This window comes from Synechococcus sp. HK05, from assembly GCF_019104765.1.
GTDB lineage: Bacteria > Cyanobacteriota > Cyanobacteriia > PCC-6307 > Cyanobiaceae > Vulcanococcus.
This window is the reverse complement of sequence record NZ_JAHRXJ010000002.1, coordinates 80,785-95,947: the sequence shown is the minus strand read 5'-3', so window position 1 is coordinate 95,947 and position 15,163 is coordinate 80,785. Positions and strand designations below refer to the sequence as shown.

The 15,163-nt window shown below is 62.5% G+C and carries 13 protein-coding genes and 1 tRNA gene; 8 read left to right on the top strand and 6 right to left on the bottom strand.

What is annotated here, in order from left to right; all coding sequences use genetic code 11:
- The first annotated feature begins 14 nt into the window (after positions 1 to 14).
- Entirely contained in the window at positions 15 to 830 is an 816-nt protein-coding gene (locus KUL97_RS01650; RefSeq protein ID WP_217795169.1) for an alpha/beta fold hydrolase, read from the top strand.
- On the opposite strand, the gene KUL97_RS01645 is transcribed toward KUL97_RS01650, so the two are convergent.
- Positions 782 to 2,581 carry an ABC transporter ATP-binding protein gene (locus KUL97_RS01645; RefSeq protein ID WP_217795167.1) on the bottom strand — a complete coding sequence of 600 codons (1,800 nt, stop codon included), beginning with the start codon at positions 2,579 to 2,581 and terminating at the stop codon, positions 782 to 784. The two genes, KUL97_RS01650 and KUL97_RS01645, sit on opposite strands and share 49 nt — an antisense overlap.
- The gene (gene hisG / locus KUL97_RS01640; RefSeq protein WP_217795166.1) at positions 2,581 to 3,228 is read right to left on the bottom strand and encodes an ATP phosphoribosyltransferase; all 648 of its coding nucleotides are present in this window, start codon (positions 3,226 to 3,228) and stop codon (positions 2,581 to 2,583) included. The genes KUL97_RS01645 and hisG overlap by 1 nt, the downstream gene beginning before the upstream one ends.
- Before the next feature lie 29 nt (positions 3,229 to 3,257).
- On the opposite strand from hisG, the gene gloB reads away from it, so the two are divergent.
- Complete coding sequence (gene gloB / locus KUL97_RS01635; protein ID WP_217795164.1) at positions 3,258 to 4,031, top strand: hydroxyacylglutathione hydrolase; 774 nt, start codon at positions 3,258 to 3,260, stop codon at positions 4,029 to 4,031.
- A 1-nt stretch (position 4,032) separates the two neighbouring features.
- Here the strand turns inward: gloB and KUL97_RS01630 are convergent, their stop codons facing one another.
- Positions 4,033 to 5,160, bottom strand: a complete 1,128-nt coding sequence (locus tag KUL97_RS01630; protein ID WP_217795162.1) for an ABC transporter ATP-binding protein — start codon at positions 5,158 to 5,160, stop codon at positions 4,033 to 4,035.
- Positions 5,161 to 5,203: 43 nt separating this feature from the next.
- On the opposite strand from KUL97_RS01630, the gene KUL97_RS01625 reads away from it, so the two are divergent.
- A complete protein-coding gene (locus KUL97_RS01625; RefSeq protein ID WP_217795160.1) occupies positions 5,204 to 5,602 on the top strand; it encodes a Rid family detoxifying hydrolase in 399 nt (132 codons plus the stop codon).
- A 1-nt stretch (position 5,603) separates the two neighbouring features.
- Here the strand turns inward: KUL97_RS01625 and KUL97_RS01620 are convergent, their stop codons facing one another.
- Entirely contained in the window at positions 5,604 to 6,194 is a 591-nt protein-coding gene (locus KUL97_RS01620) for an alpha-ketoglutarate-dependent dioxygenase AlkB (protein WP_217795158.1), read from the bottom strand.
- Positions 6,191 to 6,886, bottom strand: coding sequence for a M23 family metallopeptidase (locus tag KUL97_RS01615; protein ID WP_217795156.1), 696 nt, complete (start codon positions 6,884 to 6,886; stop codon positions 6,191 to 6,193). Before KUL97_RS01615 ends, KUL97_RS01620 begins: the two co-directional genes overlap by 4 nt.
- Before the next feature lie 64 nt (positions 6,887 to 6,950).
- Between KUL97_RS01615 and KUL97_RS01610 the strand changes: the two genes are divergently transcribed.
- The 5 genes from KUL97_RS01610 to KUL97_RS01585 all read left to right on the top strand — a co-directional run bounded on the left by KUL97_RS01610 (position 6,951) and on the right by KUL97_RS01585 (position 12,555).
- Entirely contained in the window at positions 6,951 to 7,196 is a 246-nt protein-coding gene (locus tag KUL97_RS01610; protein WP_217795154.1) for a hypothetical protein, read from the top strand.
- Between the two features lie 12 nt (positions 7,197 to 7,208).
- Positions 7,209 to 7,282 (top strand) — tRNA-Pro (locus KUL97_RS01605).
- Between the two features lie 1,199 nt (positions 7,283 to 8,481).
- Positions 8,482 to 11,130, top strand: a complete 2,649-nt coding sequence (locus KUL97_RS01595; protein ID WP_217795150.1) for a DUF3854 domain-containing protein — start codon at positions 8,482 to 8,484, stop codon at positions 11,128 to 11,130.
- A 144-nt stretch (positions 11,131 to 11,274) separates the two neighbouring features.
- The gene (locus tag KUL97_RS01590) at positions 11,275 to 11,778 is read left to right on the top strand and encodes a hypothetical protein (RefSeq protein WP_217795148.1); all 504 of its coding nucleotides are present in this window, start codon (positions 11,275 to 11,277) and stop codon (positions 11,776 to 11,778) included.
- A gap of 3 nt (positions 11,779 to 11,781) precedes the next feature.
- Complete coding sequence (locus KUL97_RS01585; protein ID WP_217795146.1) at positions 11,782 to 12,555, top strand: hypothetical protein; 774 nt, start codon at positions 11,782 to 11,784, stop codon at positions 12,553 to 12,555.
- Between the two features lie 512 nt (positions 12,556 to 13,067).
- Here KUL97_RS01585 and KUL97_RS01580 read toward each other — a convergent pair.
- Entirely contained in the window at positions 13,068 to 15,062 is a 1,995-nt protein-coding gene (locus tag KUL97_RS01580) for a bifunctional diguanylate cyclase/phosphodiesterase (protein WP_217795144.1), read from the bottom strand.
- Positions 15,063 to 15,163 lie beyond the last annotated feature (101 nt).

Genomic DNA, 15,163 nt, shown 5'->3' with positions numbered 1-15,163 from the left:
TCTGGCCAAAGCTGATGCAGGCTGGAGACCCTTCAACCACCGGAAGCCCTCTGGAGCGCTCTCCCCTGTTGGTGTGTGTACACGGCTGGCTGCTGTCAGGCCGGCTGTGGCAGCCCCTCAGCGATGCCCTGAGGCCGGAGTGGGAGTGCTGGAGCCCGGATCTCCCCGGTTTTGGCGAGCAGCCAAGGCCGCGGGGCCTACAACCGAGCCTGGCCAGCTATGGCCGCTGGTTGGCCGAGGCCGCCCGGGAGCGAGCCGGTGCGCGACCGCTGGTGCTGGTCGGTCATTCCCTCGGCGGCAGCTTGGTGGTGCATGCCGCGCCGCATCTGGGCGAGCAGTTGGCCGGCATCGTGCAAGTGGCCTCCGGCGGCGGGGTCTTTCAACCGCGGCCCTTTCGGATGGTGCGGCGCGGCGGTGCTGCGTTCCTGCGCTGGCGGCCGGGTTGGCTGGCCCAACTGCCGGGCACCGAGGCGATCCGCAGCCCGCTGGTGGCCGAGCTGCGGGCGGCTCGCGGCCTGTTGGCGTCCAGCATGCAGCGCGGTGCGGTGCAGCAGCTGCCGGGCCTGGTGGCCCAGCTGCAGGTGCCAAGCCTCTGGGTGGTGGGCAGCCGCGACACGGTGATGGAACCTCGCTACGTGCGGCACCTAGCGGGCTACAGCCCTGAGCATCAGGTGGAGGTGCTCGAGGGAGAAGGGCATTTGCCGATGCGCACAGCGCCAGACACCTTGGCTGCGGTGATGCGCCAGTGGTTCAGCGAGCAGGGCTGGTGCAGCCGTTCCGCTCAGAGCCTGGCGAGCCCACGCTCCTGGAGTTCCGCCAACTGCGCATAGAGGCCTCCGGCCGCGCGCAGGCTGATGTGGCTGCCTTGTTCGATCAGACGGCCGCGCTGCAGCACCAGGATGCGATCAGCGGCCTCCACGGTGGCGAGGCGGTGGGCGATCACGATGGCGGTGCGATCGCACAGCAGCCGGTCGAGATCGCGCTGGAGGGTGGCTTCGGTGGAAGGATCGAGGAAGGCGGTGGCCTCATCCATCACCAGCACCGAGGGATCGCGGATCGCCACCCGGGCAATGGCCAGCAGCTGACGCTCGCCAGAGGAGAGGTTGCCGCCTCGCTCGCGCAGCTCGGTGTCGAGGCCTTGGGGCAGCCGCTGCAGCAACGGCTCCAAACCCAGATCCCGGCAAAGCTGCTGGAGTTCCACGTCGCTGATGACCGCATCGAGGCGGAGGTTGTCGGCCACGTTGCCGCTGAAGAGGAAGGTGTCTTGCAGCACCACACCAAGCCGTTGGCGCAGGGTTGGGATGGGCAGCTCGCGAATGTCGATGCCATCCAGCAAAATCCGGCCCTGCTGAGGTTCGTAGAGGCGGCAGAGCAGGCGGATCACGGTGCTCTTGCCCGAGCCGGTGGGTCCCACCAGCGCCACGTGTTCTCCCGGGGCGATGCGGAAGGAGAGGTTGGAGAGGATCGGATCGTCGGGCCGGTAAGCGAACGACACGTTGTCGAACACCACTTCACCGGCGCTGCTGCGCTCACGGCCGCTCAGCACCGCTGCCGCGGAGCGCTGCTCCTGCGGGAGCTCCTGAATCTCAATCGGCTCTTCCATCAGTTCGCCGATGCGCTCCACGGCGGTGAGACCGCCCTGAATCTGGGTGAAGCGCTCCGCCAGCTGGCGCAGCGGATCAAACAACCGCTGCGAATAGAGGATGAAGGTGGTGAGGGTGCCCAGGCCCATGGCACCGGCGGTCACCATCCAGCCCCCCAGGGCGAGCACCAGGGCAATCGCTCCGAGCGACACCCACTCGATCAACGCCGAGATGGCCGAGTCGTAAAAGATTGTGCCGTTCACCGCCTGGCGATAGGCATTGGTGGTTTGGGCGAAGCGGGCCGCGTTGTAGCCCTCGCGGCGGAACATCTGCACCACCTCAAGCCCCTGCAGGTTCTCCTGCAGATCGGCATTGAGCTGGCTCAGCTCCTCGCGCACCCGGTAGTTGGCCTTGCGATAGCGCTTCTGCAGCCACAGCATCGTGAGCGTGACCGGCACCTGAGACCCCAGCAGCAACAGGCCGAGGCGTGGCTCGATCGCCACCATCGTGGTGGCAATCACGAGCAGGGTCACCAGATCCGCGAGCAGGCCCACGGCGCCGCTGCCAAACACCTCGGCCAGCGCATCCACATCACTGGTGAGGCGCGTGAGCAACTTGCCCACCGGCGTGCGGTCGTGAAACCGCAGCGATAGATCGAGGGCGTGGGCAAACAGGTCGTTGCGGATGCGGGCGGTGAGCCGCTGGCCCACGGCCTGCACGTTGAAGCTCTGCAGCCCCTGCAGGCCGAGACGCACCATCACGGCCGCCAACAGCAGCAACACCAGGGTGCGCAGCTGCTGCGCCAGGGGCATGGGCTCGAGCCAGGCCAGCACCGGCTCCTGCCGCAGCGCCGAAATCGCCTGACCCACCAACAACGGCTGCACCGCTGCCGCTCCCGCCACGGGAATCAGCAGCACCAGGGTGAGCAGCAGGCGTTTGCGATCGCGGCCCAGGTAGGGCAGCAGGCGCAGCAGACGTTGCCGGTCGCGAGGAGCCATTAGGCCGCTGGCCGGCTGGACACAGCCGCGATCTGATCCACGATCCCCTGCAGCTCGCCCCCATCAAGGCGCAGCGAGAGGGGGTGCCCCACCAGACGGGCCGTGGAATGGAAGAGGTCTTCGATGGCGATCAGTCCGTTCTCCACGAGGGTGCGGCCGGTGGCCACCAGATCCACAATCGCCTCGCTCATGCCGGTGATGGGCCCCAGCTCCACCGATCCCGCCAGATGGATCAACTCCACCGGCAGATCAAGGGCCTCGAAATACTCCTCTGCGCAGCGGGTGAATTTGCTGGCGATGCGGCAGTGGGCGGGCAGATCGGCGGCCCGGCGGTAGGGGCTGGTGGCCTTCACCGCCACGCTCATGCGGCAGCCGCCGAAGCCGAGATCCACCAGATGAGCCACCGGCAGCTGGTGCTCGCGCAGCACGTCGTACCCCACCACACCGAGTTGGGCCTGGCCGTAGGCCACATACACCGGCACATCGGCGTTGCGCACCAGCAGGGCCCGGGCGCGGCCGCAGGCGCTGGGCACCATCAATTGCCGGTTGCCTGGCTCGAGCACAGCGGCGAAATCGAGCCCGGCAGCGGCGAAGCGCGCCACTGAATCCTTGAGGAGGGCTCCCTTGGCCAGCGCGACGGTGATCATGGGAGGCAGCCTGAACCGGGACTTTAACGATGCAGCCGGCCCTCACCACCGCATCGATCGCTCAGCGCGTGTCGCTGATCCCGGTGCTGAACGACAACTACGTGTTCGTCCTGCACGGCGATGGTCACGGCCCGGCCGTGGTGGTGGATCCAGCCGTGGCCGAGCCGGTGAGCACCTGGCTGGAGCAGCGGGGCCTGGAGCTCAGCGCCATCCTGCAGACCCATCACCACCACGACCACATCGGCGGCACACCGGGGCTGCTGGAGCGTTGGCCCCAGGCGGCCGTGATCGCCAACGGCGCCGATCAAGCCCGCATCCCCTTGCAAACCCACGCGGTGCAAGGGGGCGACCAGCTGGAGCTGCTGGGGCGAGCGGTGCAGGTGATGGCCGTGCCGGGCCATACCGCCCATCACATCGCCTTTTATCTGCCGCCTGCTGCAGGCGATCGCGGCCACCTGTTCTGCGGCGACACCCTGTTCGCCGCCGGCTGCGGGAGGTTGTTTGAAGGCACCCCGCAGCAGATGCAGCAGTCGTTGCAGGCGCTGGCAGCCCTGCCGGAGAGCACTTTGGTGTGGTGCGCGCACGAATACACCGCCGGCAACCTGCGCTGGGCAGCGGCGCAGCAACCTGGCGATGCCGCGATTCAGATGCGGCTGGCGGAGGTGGAAGCCCTGCGGGCCAAGGGCGCAGCCACGATCCCCAGCAGCATTGGCCTGGAAAAGGCCACCAACCTGTTTGTGCAGGCCCGTGATGCCGAGGCCCTGCGCCGGCTGCGCGGCAGCAAGGATCTCTGGCGGGGCTGACCTACAGGGGAGGCACGTCGGCGGCGGCCACCAAATCCACCCCGGCCGGAAACAGCCGCACCGGTTCACCGGCCCGCAAGCGCAGCCGGGAGCGCTGTCCGCGGTTGTAGTCGTACTCCAGGGGCAGACGCAGCCGCAGTCGCCCCTGGCCCCATTGCACCTGATAGAGCCACTCGCGTCCGAGGAATTCACGGCCCAACACCCAGGCTTCCGCGTTGTCGTCCGGGGTGAGCAGGAGCCCCTGGGGGCTCACCAGCACCTCGAGATCATCGGCAGTGGATGGCGGCGGCAGCTGGACGCCGGCCGGAGCTTCAAGGGCGCCAAACGCCGTGGTGAGGACGCCTCCCTGCCAGCGGGCCGGCAACAGGTTGCTTTGCAACACAAACCGGCCCACAAACGCGGTGGCCGGCGCGGCCACCAGCTCCTGGGGGCTGGCGCATTGATGCAGATGGCCCGATTCGAGCACCGCCACCCGATCACAGATGGCCAGAGCCTCCTCGGGGTCGTGGGTCACGATCACGCCGCTGGCACCGCAGCGGGCCAGTACACCGGGCAGCTCGGCCCGCAGACGCAGGCGCACCTCCACGTCGAGGTTGGAGAAGGGTTCATCCAGCAGCACCAACGAACAGCCCGGCGCCAGGGCGCGGGCCAGGGCCAAACGCTGGCGCTGACCGCCCGAGAGCTCATGGGGGTAGCGGTGTTCAAGCCCCTTCAGCCCCAACAGCTCCAACAACCAGGCCGCCCGGCTGCTGTCCTGTCCGCGGCGCAGGCCGAAGCAGGCGTTGCGCCAGGCATCGAGGTGCGGGAACAGGGCGTAGTCCTGAAACACCATGCCCACCCCGCGGCGCTCCGGCGGCAACCAGCGGTGGGGGCCAGCCACCTCCTGACCGGCGATACGCACTACACCGCGATCAGGCTTTTCAAAGCCGGCGATCAGGCGCAGCAGCGTGGTTTTGCCGCAGCCGGAGGGGCCCAGCAGGCCAACGAGTTCACCGGGGCGCAGTTGGAACTGGATATCGCGCAGGGTCCAGTCGCCGTTGGAGGCACGGCCGCTGTAGCGGTGCCACAGCCCATCGAGCTCCACCTGGGGCCGCAGCGGCAACTCAGGGTTGGACAGCTCGATTCGCATCAGGCGCTCTGGCCATAGGCTCAGCGCCCATCTTCCCTCCAGCATGACCAGCCCCACGATCGAAGCCGTGACCACCAGCGCTGCTCCGGCACCGGTGGGCCCTTACAACCAAGCGGTGAAGGCGGGCGGGGTGCTCTATTGCAGCGGTCAGATCGCCCTGGATCCAGCCACCGGCGCGATGGTGGGCGGCGGCGATGTGGAGGCCGAAACCCGCCAGGTGCTGAGCAATCTCAAGGCGGTGCTGGCAGAAGCGGGCTGCACGCCCCAGCAGGTGGTGCGCACCACCGTGTTTCTGGCCGACCTCGGCGATTTCGCCAAGGTGAATGCCCTCTACGCCGAGGTGTTCGGAGCCGGAGTGTCGCCGGCGCGGGCCTGCGTGGAGGTGGCGGCGCTGCCGAAGGGCGCCCGCGTGGAGATCGATTGCATCGCGGTGCTCGGCTGAGTCAGGCCGGCCGAATCACGCGAAAGGTGAGGTTGATCCGCTCTTGCTGCACCCGCGCCCGCGGCGGCAGCGCGTGCTGCCAGTGGCGCTGGCTGGGCGGATCCATCACCAGCAAGTCGCCATCCGCCAAGTTGATGGCGAAGGGTGCTGCATCGCCGCGGCGCGGCCGGAAGCGCAGATCGCGGGCCGCGCCGAGGCTGAGGGAAACGATCGGAGCCTGATCGTCGAGCTCGGGCTCGTCATCGGCGTGCCAACCCATGCGATCAGCGCCGTCGCGGTAGCGGTTGAGCAGCAGGCTGTTGAAGCGCACGCCGAGCTGATCCAGCAGCAGCTGGCGCAGGGTCTCCAGCTCGGCCGTCCAGGGATGGATGGCTTGCTGCAGGCCGCTGTAGCGATAGGAGCAGCCGGGATCCGCCACCCAGCAGGTGAGCCGCGGCGTGCGGTGCTGCTTGCCGTACACCGTGACCAGCGGCTGCTCCCAGGCCAGGCTCTGACCTAAGGCCTGGCGCAGCTGCGGGGTTTGGAGGCCTTGCTGCTGGAGCCAGGCCACACCATGGCGCAGCTGCAGGCCGGTGCGCTCGATCCGGATCAAGGCGAGGGGAACGGGATCCCCTGAGCCTGCTGCAGCGGCGGCGGGGCCTGCGGCAGCAGGCGTGTGGCCTGATCAATCAAGGGCGTGGGATCGAGCGCCAACATCCGATCGCCATCGCGGCGGCGCAGCTCCACATGCAGATGCGGTCCACTGGCCCTGCCGGTCTGCCCCACCTCACCCAAAGGAGTGGCGGCGGGCAGAAAGTCGCCTGGCTGCACCGAGGCCGACTGCAGGTGAGCGTAGAGGGTTTGCCAGCTGCGGCCGTGATCGAGCACCACGGTGAGGCCATAGCCATCGAGCTCCTCCACCAGCACCACATGGCCCGGGAGCATCGCCAACACCGGTGTGCCTTCCGGCGCAACGAGATCCTGACCCGCGTGCATGCGCCAGGCCTGACGGCTGTCGGAATAGCGCCAGCCGTAGGGATCCACCTCCTCGGCCTGAATCGCCAGGGGGTACACCAGGCGCAGGGGCTCACCTGGACGCAGCGGCCAAGCAGCCTCTCGCGACAACTCCGCCGGCAGCGCCGAGGCGAGCACCACATCCGCCACCGGCGTTTCAGCTGGTACTTGGTCCGGCCTGGGAGGCAGGCCAGCGTCGAGCACGGCATCAAGCCCAGGCTCAGCCCGCACAGCGAGGCCGAGCGCAGCCGCGAGGCCCAGCACCACCAACAGCCATCGCCGCGCGCGCAAACCAACCCCCGAGGTTGCAAGCGTTTTAACGGGCCACTAGAAAAACGCCAGATGCCACGCAAGGATGCGCCTGATCGCTCTGTGGGCCCTTACAAGCCTGGCCCTGCTCCATTTGCCACCTGCGCAGGCCGGCTCGGCCACCGCCGGGTCGATCCTGAGCAAACAGGCGGCGATCGCCATCGCCACCAGCTCGATGCCGGCGGGCAACAGCGTAACCGGCTCGCGCTGCACAACGATGGTGCGCGCCCTGTCAGCCCGCTACAGCTGCACCGTGTGGTGGAGCCCTGCACCCCTCTCGGGCGACGGGTAAGCTCCGTGCTGACGGGGCGTGGCGCAGCTTGGTAGCGCGGGTGCTTTGGGAGCACTAGGTCGCAGGTTCGAATCCTGTCGCCCCGACTGACTTTTCAGGGAATCGACATCGCAGGTGCACCCAAAATGCACCCAAGCGACCTAATTGACGGTCCTGTCTGCCCGCAGTGGACGCCGGGTCCGCCGCCCGTCCTACGGTCAGCGACTCCCCGATCGTCAACACCGCATCTAGCGCCGGAGAACAGCAGGCAGGGGTTGTCACGCCACCCCTGGACAAACCGAGCTAATATGCATAGACCAATTCGGCTGGTAGCCCTTGAGGTCGGCAGTCGAGGCGCAAATGCGCTCGGGGCCACGGCTGCCAACCGGCTGGAACGAAGATTGGGGCTTCTTCCCGAAGCGGCTGTTTCCAAACAACCAATCGAAGGAACCAGTCATGAGGTCTCGGAGTCGCTACACAAACAAACAGAGAATTGACGTACCTGCCTCCCAGCAGCGCAAATCAAATTCTTCCGCTCACGCGATAGCCACAGCGCGCTTTTTCGTATCGCGACTTGAGGCTGGATCAATGAGCAAGAAAGATATTCACAGCTACCTGACTAGCTGGGGGCAGAGTGCACTGCCACTAAAAGCTGCGCTCAAGGCAGAAGGAGCTCTCTAGGAAGAAATAATGAAAAATCTGGATTCTTCGTGGCAGCCCCAAAAGGTCGCCGCGAGCTTGCTTGGTGTTAGCGAGCGAACTCTTCATCGCTGGCGCACAGCTGGCTTTCTCAAGGCGGGCACCCATTACAGGCGCAAGTTCCCCACTAACAATTCGCCCCTCCTTTATCACCTAGAGCAGTGCGATAGGACAATGACGGAAGCGTTTGCACGCGACCATCGCACACTTGAGCTGACGGGGCCCTGAATAAGCCCCCCTGCGAAACCAAGGAAGTAAGGCTGAACTGACTGTTTACATCGTACTTACCCCAAAAATATCCAGCCTGGCTTCCCGACCCAAGTTGCCTATCTGCTCTGCGGTCAGAGCTTGTCCTTTTCTATTCGGTTTGGGCTGGGATTTCAAGGCCTCAATGCTGCCCAAATGGCAAAAGCATCCTGGTTTTGCTAGTGACCAGTCAATTTCAACTCGCGGCATCTGCTCAGCTGGTTCCCACATAGAAAAGCAGAAGAAGTAGCTGGTGTGTTTTGAAGTTGATGGCTCCTCCGCTCTTGGGCCGTCCGCATGAGCAGAACAAAAACCCCGGTTGCGAGCCGGGGCGTTGATCAATGTATTTTCAGTACCCATCATGACACGCAAACAACTCGAGAGGTATCACGCCACAGTTACGCAGGCAACTGTGAAACGCTCCGCTTCGCTGCGGCACACACAAGTGGAGCATGTGGAGCGTTGCTGGCAGCACAAGTGCCTGAGTCAGGCCCACATCAATGAACTCAGACAGTCGGCAATTCAATCAGAAGGGATCCAACTTCTGGGCTATTACACCGGTCGGCGCGGCCAGCTTGTTCTACCCTACCTTCGGCCTAATGGGCAGCCAGAGGAGAGCAAGCAAGGCACTCCTTTCCTGCGGTGGAAACCGCAGCCTGCAGCACAGCGGAAAGTGGCTGGTTTTAAACATACACCCAAGTACTTGAGTCCAAGGGGGTGTGGTAATCGTCTCTACCACTCCCACATCGCCATCCAGACTGGCAGGTATTTCGAGCGCTTAGCTGATATCAACGTCCCCCTGGTGATCACCGAGGGCGAGAAAAAGGCAGAGGCGCTCACCATCCACTGGCCCAAAGCCATCACCATCGGCTTGTCTGGTGTGTGGAATTGGCGTGATCGTCGTGGTGATGGTAACGAGAGTGCACCGCTCCCAGAGCTAGAGGATCTACCGGTGCAAGGGCGTGAGATATTTCTGCTCTTTGACTCAGATGCAGCTCTGAATAGCAAAGTGCTAGCTGCCTTGCAAGCGTTAGCAGAGTATCTGATTGAACGCGGTGCCCACATTCAGATCATCCGCCTGCCAAGCGAGCTCGATGGGCAGAAGAACGGAGTCGATGACCTGATCTACCGCCACGGCTCTGCCGCACTGAAAACCTTGGTCGGGATTGCACAACCCGCCTTCCGCATCAAGAAAAAAGAAGGGCGTGAGGTGTACGTCTTCCATTTCCCTCGGGATCCAGAAGAGAGCCATTTCAAGGCGGTGCTTGCGGCGGCAGTGCTGGGACGTGACTACAAAATCCGCCCTGGGATTGGCGTGATGCATTGGGAAGGTAGCCACTGGGTTCAGCTCCCAGGAAAGGAAACCAAGGTTATGGGTCCGGTTCTACATCAATTCATGGACAGCCAGGGGTGGCAGAAGCGCAGTCTGGGGGTGCAGAACGCGGTGCTCCAGGAACTAGTGGATCGCATCCTTGTGCAGGAAGAGAATTGGGCAAATGGTGGGTTGAGCAACTTCGCCAATGGCACCTACGAACAAGCCAGTGGACGCCTGCGGGACCACCGACGTCGTGATTACCTGGTGGGATGCCTGCCTTATGACTTCGCCCCTAACGCCACCTGCCAGCGCTGGGAGGGCTTCATCTCAGAAGCCTGTGGTGGTGACGCTGCAGTGATGACGTTGGTGCAAGCAGTATTTCGCTATGTGTTGGAACCCAAAGATCGGCTTACGCCATTCCCTCTGGAGAAGTGCTTTGACTTCGAGGGGCGGAAGGGAACTGGAAAGGGCACTTGCGTCGAGACCCTGATGGCACTGGTGGGAGAGAATCTGGTTGGTCCTGGTGGCCCCAAGACATTCTGCGACGACCGTTCTCTCGCAGCACTGGTAGGCAAGCTGATGGCTTGTGACACCGATGCCGCTGGACACCTCAGTGATGCAGGTCTGCTCAACAAGGTGATCAGTAACGAGGCCGTGTTGGTGCGATTTCTCTATCAAGAGCAGCGAATGATCCGGCTAGGCGTCGTCCTGGTTCGGGCGTACAACGACAGCCCCACCGTTGCAGGAGGTGGTGTTGAGGGCCTGGATCGCCGCATCGTGGTGATTCCATTCCGGCACCGTCCGGAGCATCCTGACCCCAACCTCAAGGCTGCACTGCGGGCTGAACTGCCAGGGATCTGGCAGTGGGCGCATCGCCTTCCCATTGAGGAGGCCATCAGGGTGATCCGTCATGCCGGATCCATTGAGGCTATTGCCCAAAGCTCGGTAGAGCGACACCTGGATAACAACCCCGTGACACGGTTTGTCATTGAGACCTTCCCCCAGGGCATCAGCGAAATCGGCGGTAGGCAGCTCTATCGCACTTGGTGCAATTGGTGCGAAGACACCGGTCATCAAGCCGGTAGCGAAACGTTATTCGGACGCCGAATCAAGAAGCTCACCGACTTGGTATCGGTGCGTAAGCAGCACACCCGCGTGACCTATGCCATTGAAGCTGCTGCGCAGTTCGATCTTGCTGCTCACCTTGGCGTCAAGCCAAACTCTCTGACTGATCAGAGGGTTGCGCCTAAACCCTCTGCACCCAAATCACCTGCAACCACTGAGGGAACAGAGGGTTCAGATAGTTCAGGAGGTTTTTCTAAAACCATTCATCTCCAAAGTTTGGGGAATGAAAAGCCAGAGCAAAAGCAGGTGGCCCCCAAACCCTCTGAACCCTCTGATTTTGCTAAAACTGACTGTGCCGCAAACGATCCCAGCCAGAGGGATGAGCAAAGGGTTTCAGAGGCACTATCACCTGACCACCCGGCCACCGCTGCGGAGTGGGTGGAGCTGGCCAAGGCGAACCTGTTAGCAGCAAAGCAGGACGTCGATGCTGGTGCCATCCACCAGTGGCTGTTAGCGCGTGACGCTGGTGTTTCTCGCTCTCAGGTGGATACCCATTGCCGGGATCTCGCCGCACCACCGTTGGAGAACATGTTGAACCAGATGACTCTCTTCCCTTGCGAGCACACATGATGGACATCCGCATGACTCACCGCTGGCTTTGTATGCCAGCTTCAGCGCCGCAGCCTGATGCCTTGCAACTGGAGTTAATCGTGCACTCGCTCAATCGCTGCATCGCCCTGGCCCACGCTGCCCTCAATTGTCTCGAGAACTGTCATGACGATCCCTGAACTGTTGGATGGCATCCACTTACCTACTGGGGTGTGGCCGACGCCCAGTTGGCGACCTGAGAACCGCACCCGCCTGGCAGATGAGATGAAGTTGGTGTGGCTCTTGGAAGGCGAGAGCGACCCACCCTGGGTGCGGGAGTTCGTGTTGCCTACTGGCTGTGAACCACTCGATGGCACTGCCTTGGCTGGCTACACCTTGGATACCCATGGCGATCAGGTGCGTGCCTGGCTGGTCAGCGACCAAAGCATGACCGCCTACAGGCAACTACAAGCGAGTGGCGCAGGAACCTGCCCCATCGAAGCAGTTCTCCCCTGGACACTTCATGAGGGATTGCCATCACTACCCGCCCATCTCTGCGGTGGGCAGAACCCCTACCATGCATCGCCAGAGGCTCTGATGCAGTTTTGGGCCATGCTTGCAGCCGGAGTGTGGGGAGAGAAGGTTGGGCTGATCGTGGGGCTACCTGAACTACTGGCCAGCATGGTTTGAACAATGACTGCAACCACAGGCACTGTCAGCCTCAGAGCCGCAGCCAAGGCCCTTGGGATACCGCCCACCAGCCTTTCGCGTTTACTGGAGAGTGAGCCCTCCCTCACTGCTGCGGTGGTGGAACAGCCTGGGCCCAGACAGGCAATGGCGATCAACTTGGAGCTCTTGCAAGAGGCATGGGCTGATCTCCACTGTGGTGCTACCCCAGTGGAACAACTCAGTGACCGTGAACGGCTACGCCGTGAGCGTCAGCAGCGTCTGTACTGGCAAGGGCAGGAACTCAAGCAGCAAGTGCTTGCTCTCGAGCAACAGCATGTCCTCGCCAGTGAGGTCGCTGAGGCACGAAAAAAGCTCCTTGCCCATCTTGAACACCGACTTGAAAGCTGGCTCGAGGAAGTCGCATCCTTGATACTCGGCCTAGGGAGGCAGGAGGCTTTCCAGACTCTGAGTCAGTCGATCCATGCGTTGTTGATAGAACTGGCTGATTCACCTACGCCGGATGTATCCCCCCTGCCAGAAGAAGAGTCACTGGATCCTCAGCAATCTGAAACCCATTGCCGGATCTGGCTCGAGCACTACCGCGCTCGCCTCCATCAACTCAGGGCACGTATCACAAGTAAAGAGCTTGCCTCTGCAGCAGAGGTTAAAAGCAAAGCATGGGCAGAAGCACGGCTGTTCAGGGATCGGCTTCTGTCAATTCCGGCAAGATGCGCAGCGCAGGTGGATGATCAGAGAACCCTGAACAGAGAAGTCATAGACTGTCTGCCCCGCCGATGATTTCGAACCACTAGACGAAGACTGGGCGCGTGGCACCCGCATCTAGTTAGTCCACGAAGGACCCAAGATGGTATCCATGGGGCTGACATTTTGAACCCTGCAGAAGATAAGTTACCTCGGAAAGTCACTGGTCTTGCCTGCTAGAACCTTGGCGCAGCGTTCTGGTAGGTGCGGGCAATCAAGGTTTGACGACCCACACCACATCGCAATCATCATGGGCCCAGGGTCATCGCCTAGGGTCTTTGTGTATCCAGCGATCGGTTCCACTCCCCTTAATCAGAGCCCGAGCGGGCTACAGCAATCAATCATCCGAGAGCTGGTGTTGGTCATAGCGAATGCCTACTCCACGGCTAGCGGCCGCCCACAACAAACCGGAGTCACTAAATCACTCAGGAATCAAGAGATCGTCCCTGCTGCTGAAGCAGTAACGCTTCAAACGCCTCTGCACTGAGGGGCTTAGCAAACAGGTAGCCCTGGAAACGCGGCACGCCTAACTGCTTGAGCGCCGCAAACTACGACTCCGTTTCAACGCCCTCAGCCACGAGACGGATGGATTCGGCTTCCGCCATCTCCACCATCGCCTTCACAATGGAGCGGTTCTGATGTGATGCTTCGATCGCATCCACGTAGCTCTTGTCCACCTTCAACTCAGCCAGCTGAAAATCGCGGATGAGAGAGAAGGATGAATAGCCGGCGCCAAAGTCGTCGAGAGAAAAAGAAAAACCAGCTGCCACGATTGCTTCAAGAGCCTGCTGGAGCTTCGGGCCCTGTTTGAGCAGGGCTGTTTCCGTGATTTCCAGGCAGAGCTGATCGGGCGACAAACCACAACAGTCCAGCTGACTCTGCAGCTGCTCGAGCAGAGGTGGGATGCCCGCTGCATCCTCAAATTGGCGCGCTGACACATTCACGGAGACATCCGGCACCAACAAGCCTTGCTCCCGCCACGCCGCCAATTGGAAACAGGTGGCCTGAAGCACCCAGGCGCCAAGGCGATGGATTTGCCCGGTGCGCTCAGCCAGGGGAATAAATTCCGCCGGACTGACAGGTTGCCCCCCGGAGCTGGTGAGACGCAGCAACACCTCAACACCAACAATGCGGCGCTGCGCATCCACCTGAGGCTGATACATCAGATGAAAGCGCTGCTCCACCAGCGCGATCTCCATCTCTTGCTCCAGCTCCAGCCGGCGCTGAATCAACCGCGAGAGATCGGCGTCATAGAACTGAACCGAAGCCGGCCCCGACTCCTTGGCTTGCTGCAAGGCTGATTCCACACGGCTGAGCATTTCTAAGGCGCCGCCAGGAGCTTCCCGCTCAAGGAGTACACCCAGCGAGAGGCTGAACAGCAGGGGAAATTCCTGCTCGCCTCGCATGTCAGTTCGCGCCAGCTCCTGAATCTGGCGACACCACTCCTCGGCCTTCTGCCTGCCTGGCGCAGCGTCCGCAGCAGATCCCTCAGCGATCACCACCAGAAATTCATCACTGCCCAAGCGGGCCAAGTACGCACTAGGCGGCAACAGCGCTTGCAACCGTTTGGTCAAGGCGATCAACAGTTGGTCACCACATTGCTGACCAAAGGAATCATTAATCGCTCTGAAATCATCCACATCGAGGTTGATCAAGAGCCAGCGCATCTCCTGATCGCTCTGCCTCTGCTCCTCCAACCAGGCCAAGGTGGCGGATCGATTGGGGAGACCCGTGAGCGCATCTCTGTAGGCAAGGCGAAACAGCTTCTGCTCATACCGCTGGCGTTCGCTGATATCGCGAACGCGTGCAATGATCATTGCCCCTTCTGAGAGTTTCATCCGCTGCAGTAGCACCTGCCCAAACCACAGCTCTCCGGAATCATGGCGGCGATGTTGCCACTGGAATTCCCCACTCCCCTGCTCGTAGCAACGCTGGACCATCTGAAATGAACCCTCAGCACTGGGGGTGCCATCGGGCTGGACTTCTGGCATCCAGTCCGGCAATGAGGATGCAATGAATGCGGCGCGATCCTGATAGCCGAACAGCGCAGGGGCAGCGTCGTTGGCATCGATGATGCGGGCATCGTCGGTGAGCAGCACCACCGCATCCAGGGATCCCTGGAAGAGCATCTGGTAGCGCTCGGCCTGGCGATCAGCTTCCTGGCGGTAGCGATCCAGGTCATCGGTCCCCGTGCACTGCATCAACAGCAGCGTGGAGCCGCCGATCTGAAACCGATGCGCCCTGCACTGCAGCTCGCGCCACTCACCACCATCTGCCGTTGGGTAGCGCCAAGCAAACGCAACATCGCCTTGCTGCATAGCTTGAGCCAACCAATGGCTCTGGCCAGGCTCTGCCAAGGCCTGGGAGAACGTGCGCTGCAAGGCCGGCAGATCTGAACACCCCAGGCGATCCAGAGCCGCCTGATTGCCATCGAGAAGCTGGAGGCGTGGAGCCGTCTCGCTCTCCAAGACCTCGATCCACAGCCATGGGTCGGATGCTGTGCTCCACAGCCAATGGCCGGCCTCGTTCCACGGATCACCCATCAAGGCCAGATGCGATGTGGCGGAGAAGCCTTCTCGGCTCACGAGCTCTGATCCATGGCCAGATCAACCCTTGATAGCGAATCCAGCCAGCTCGACAACGA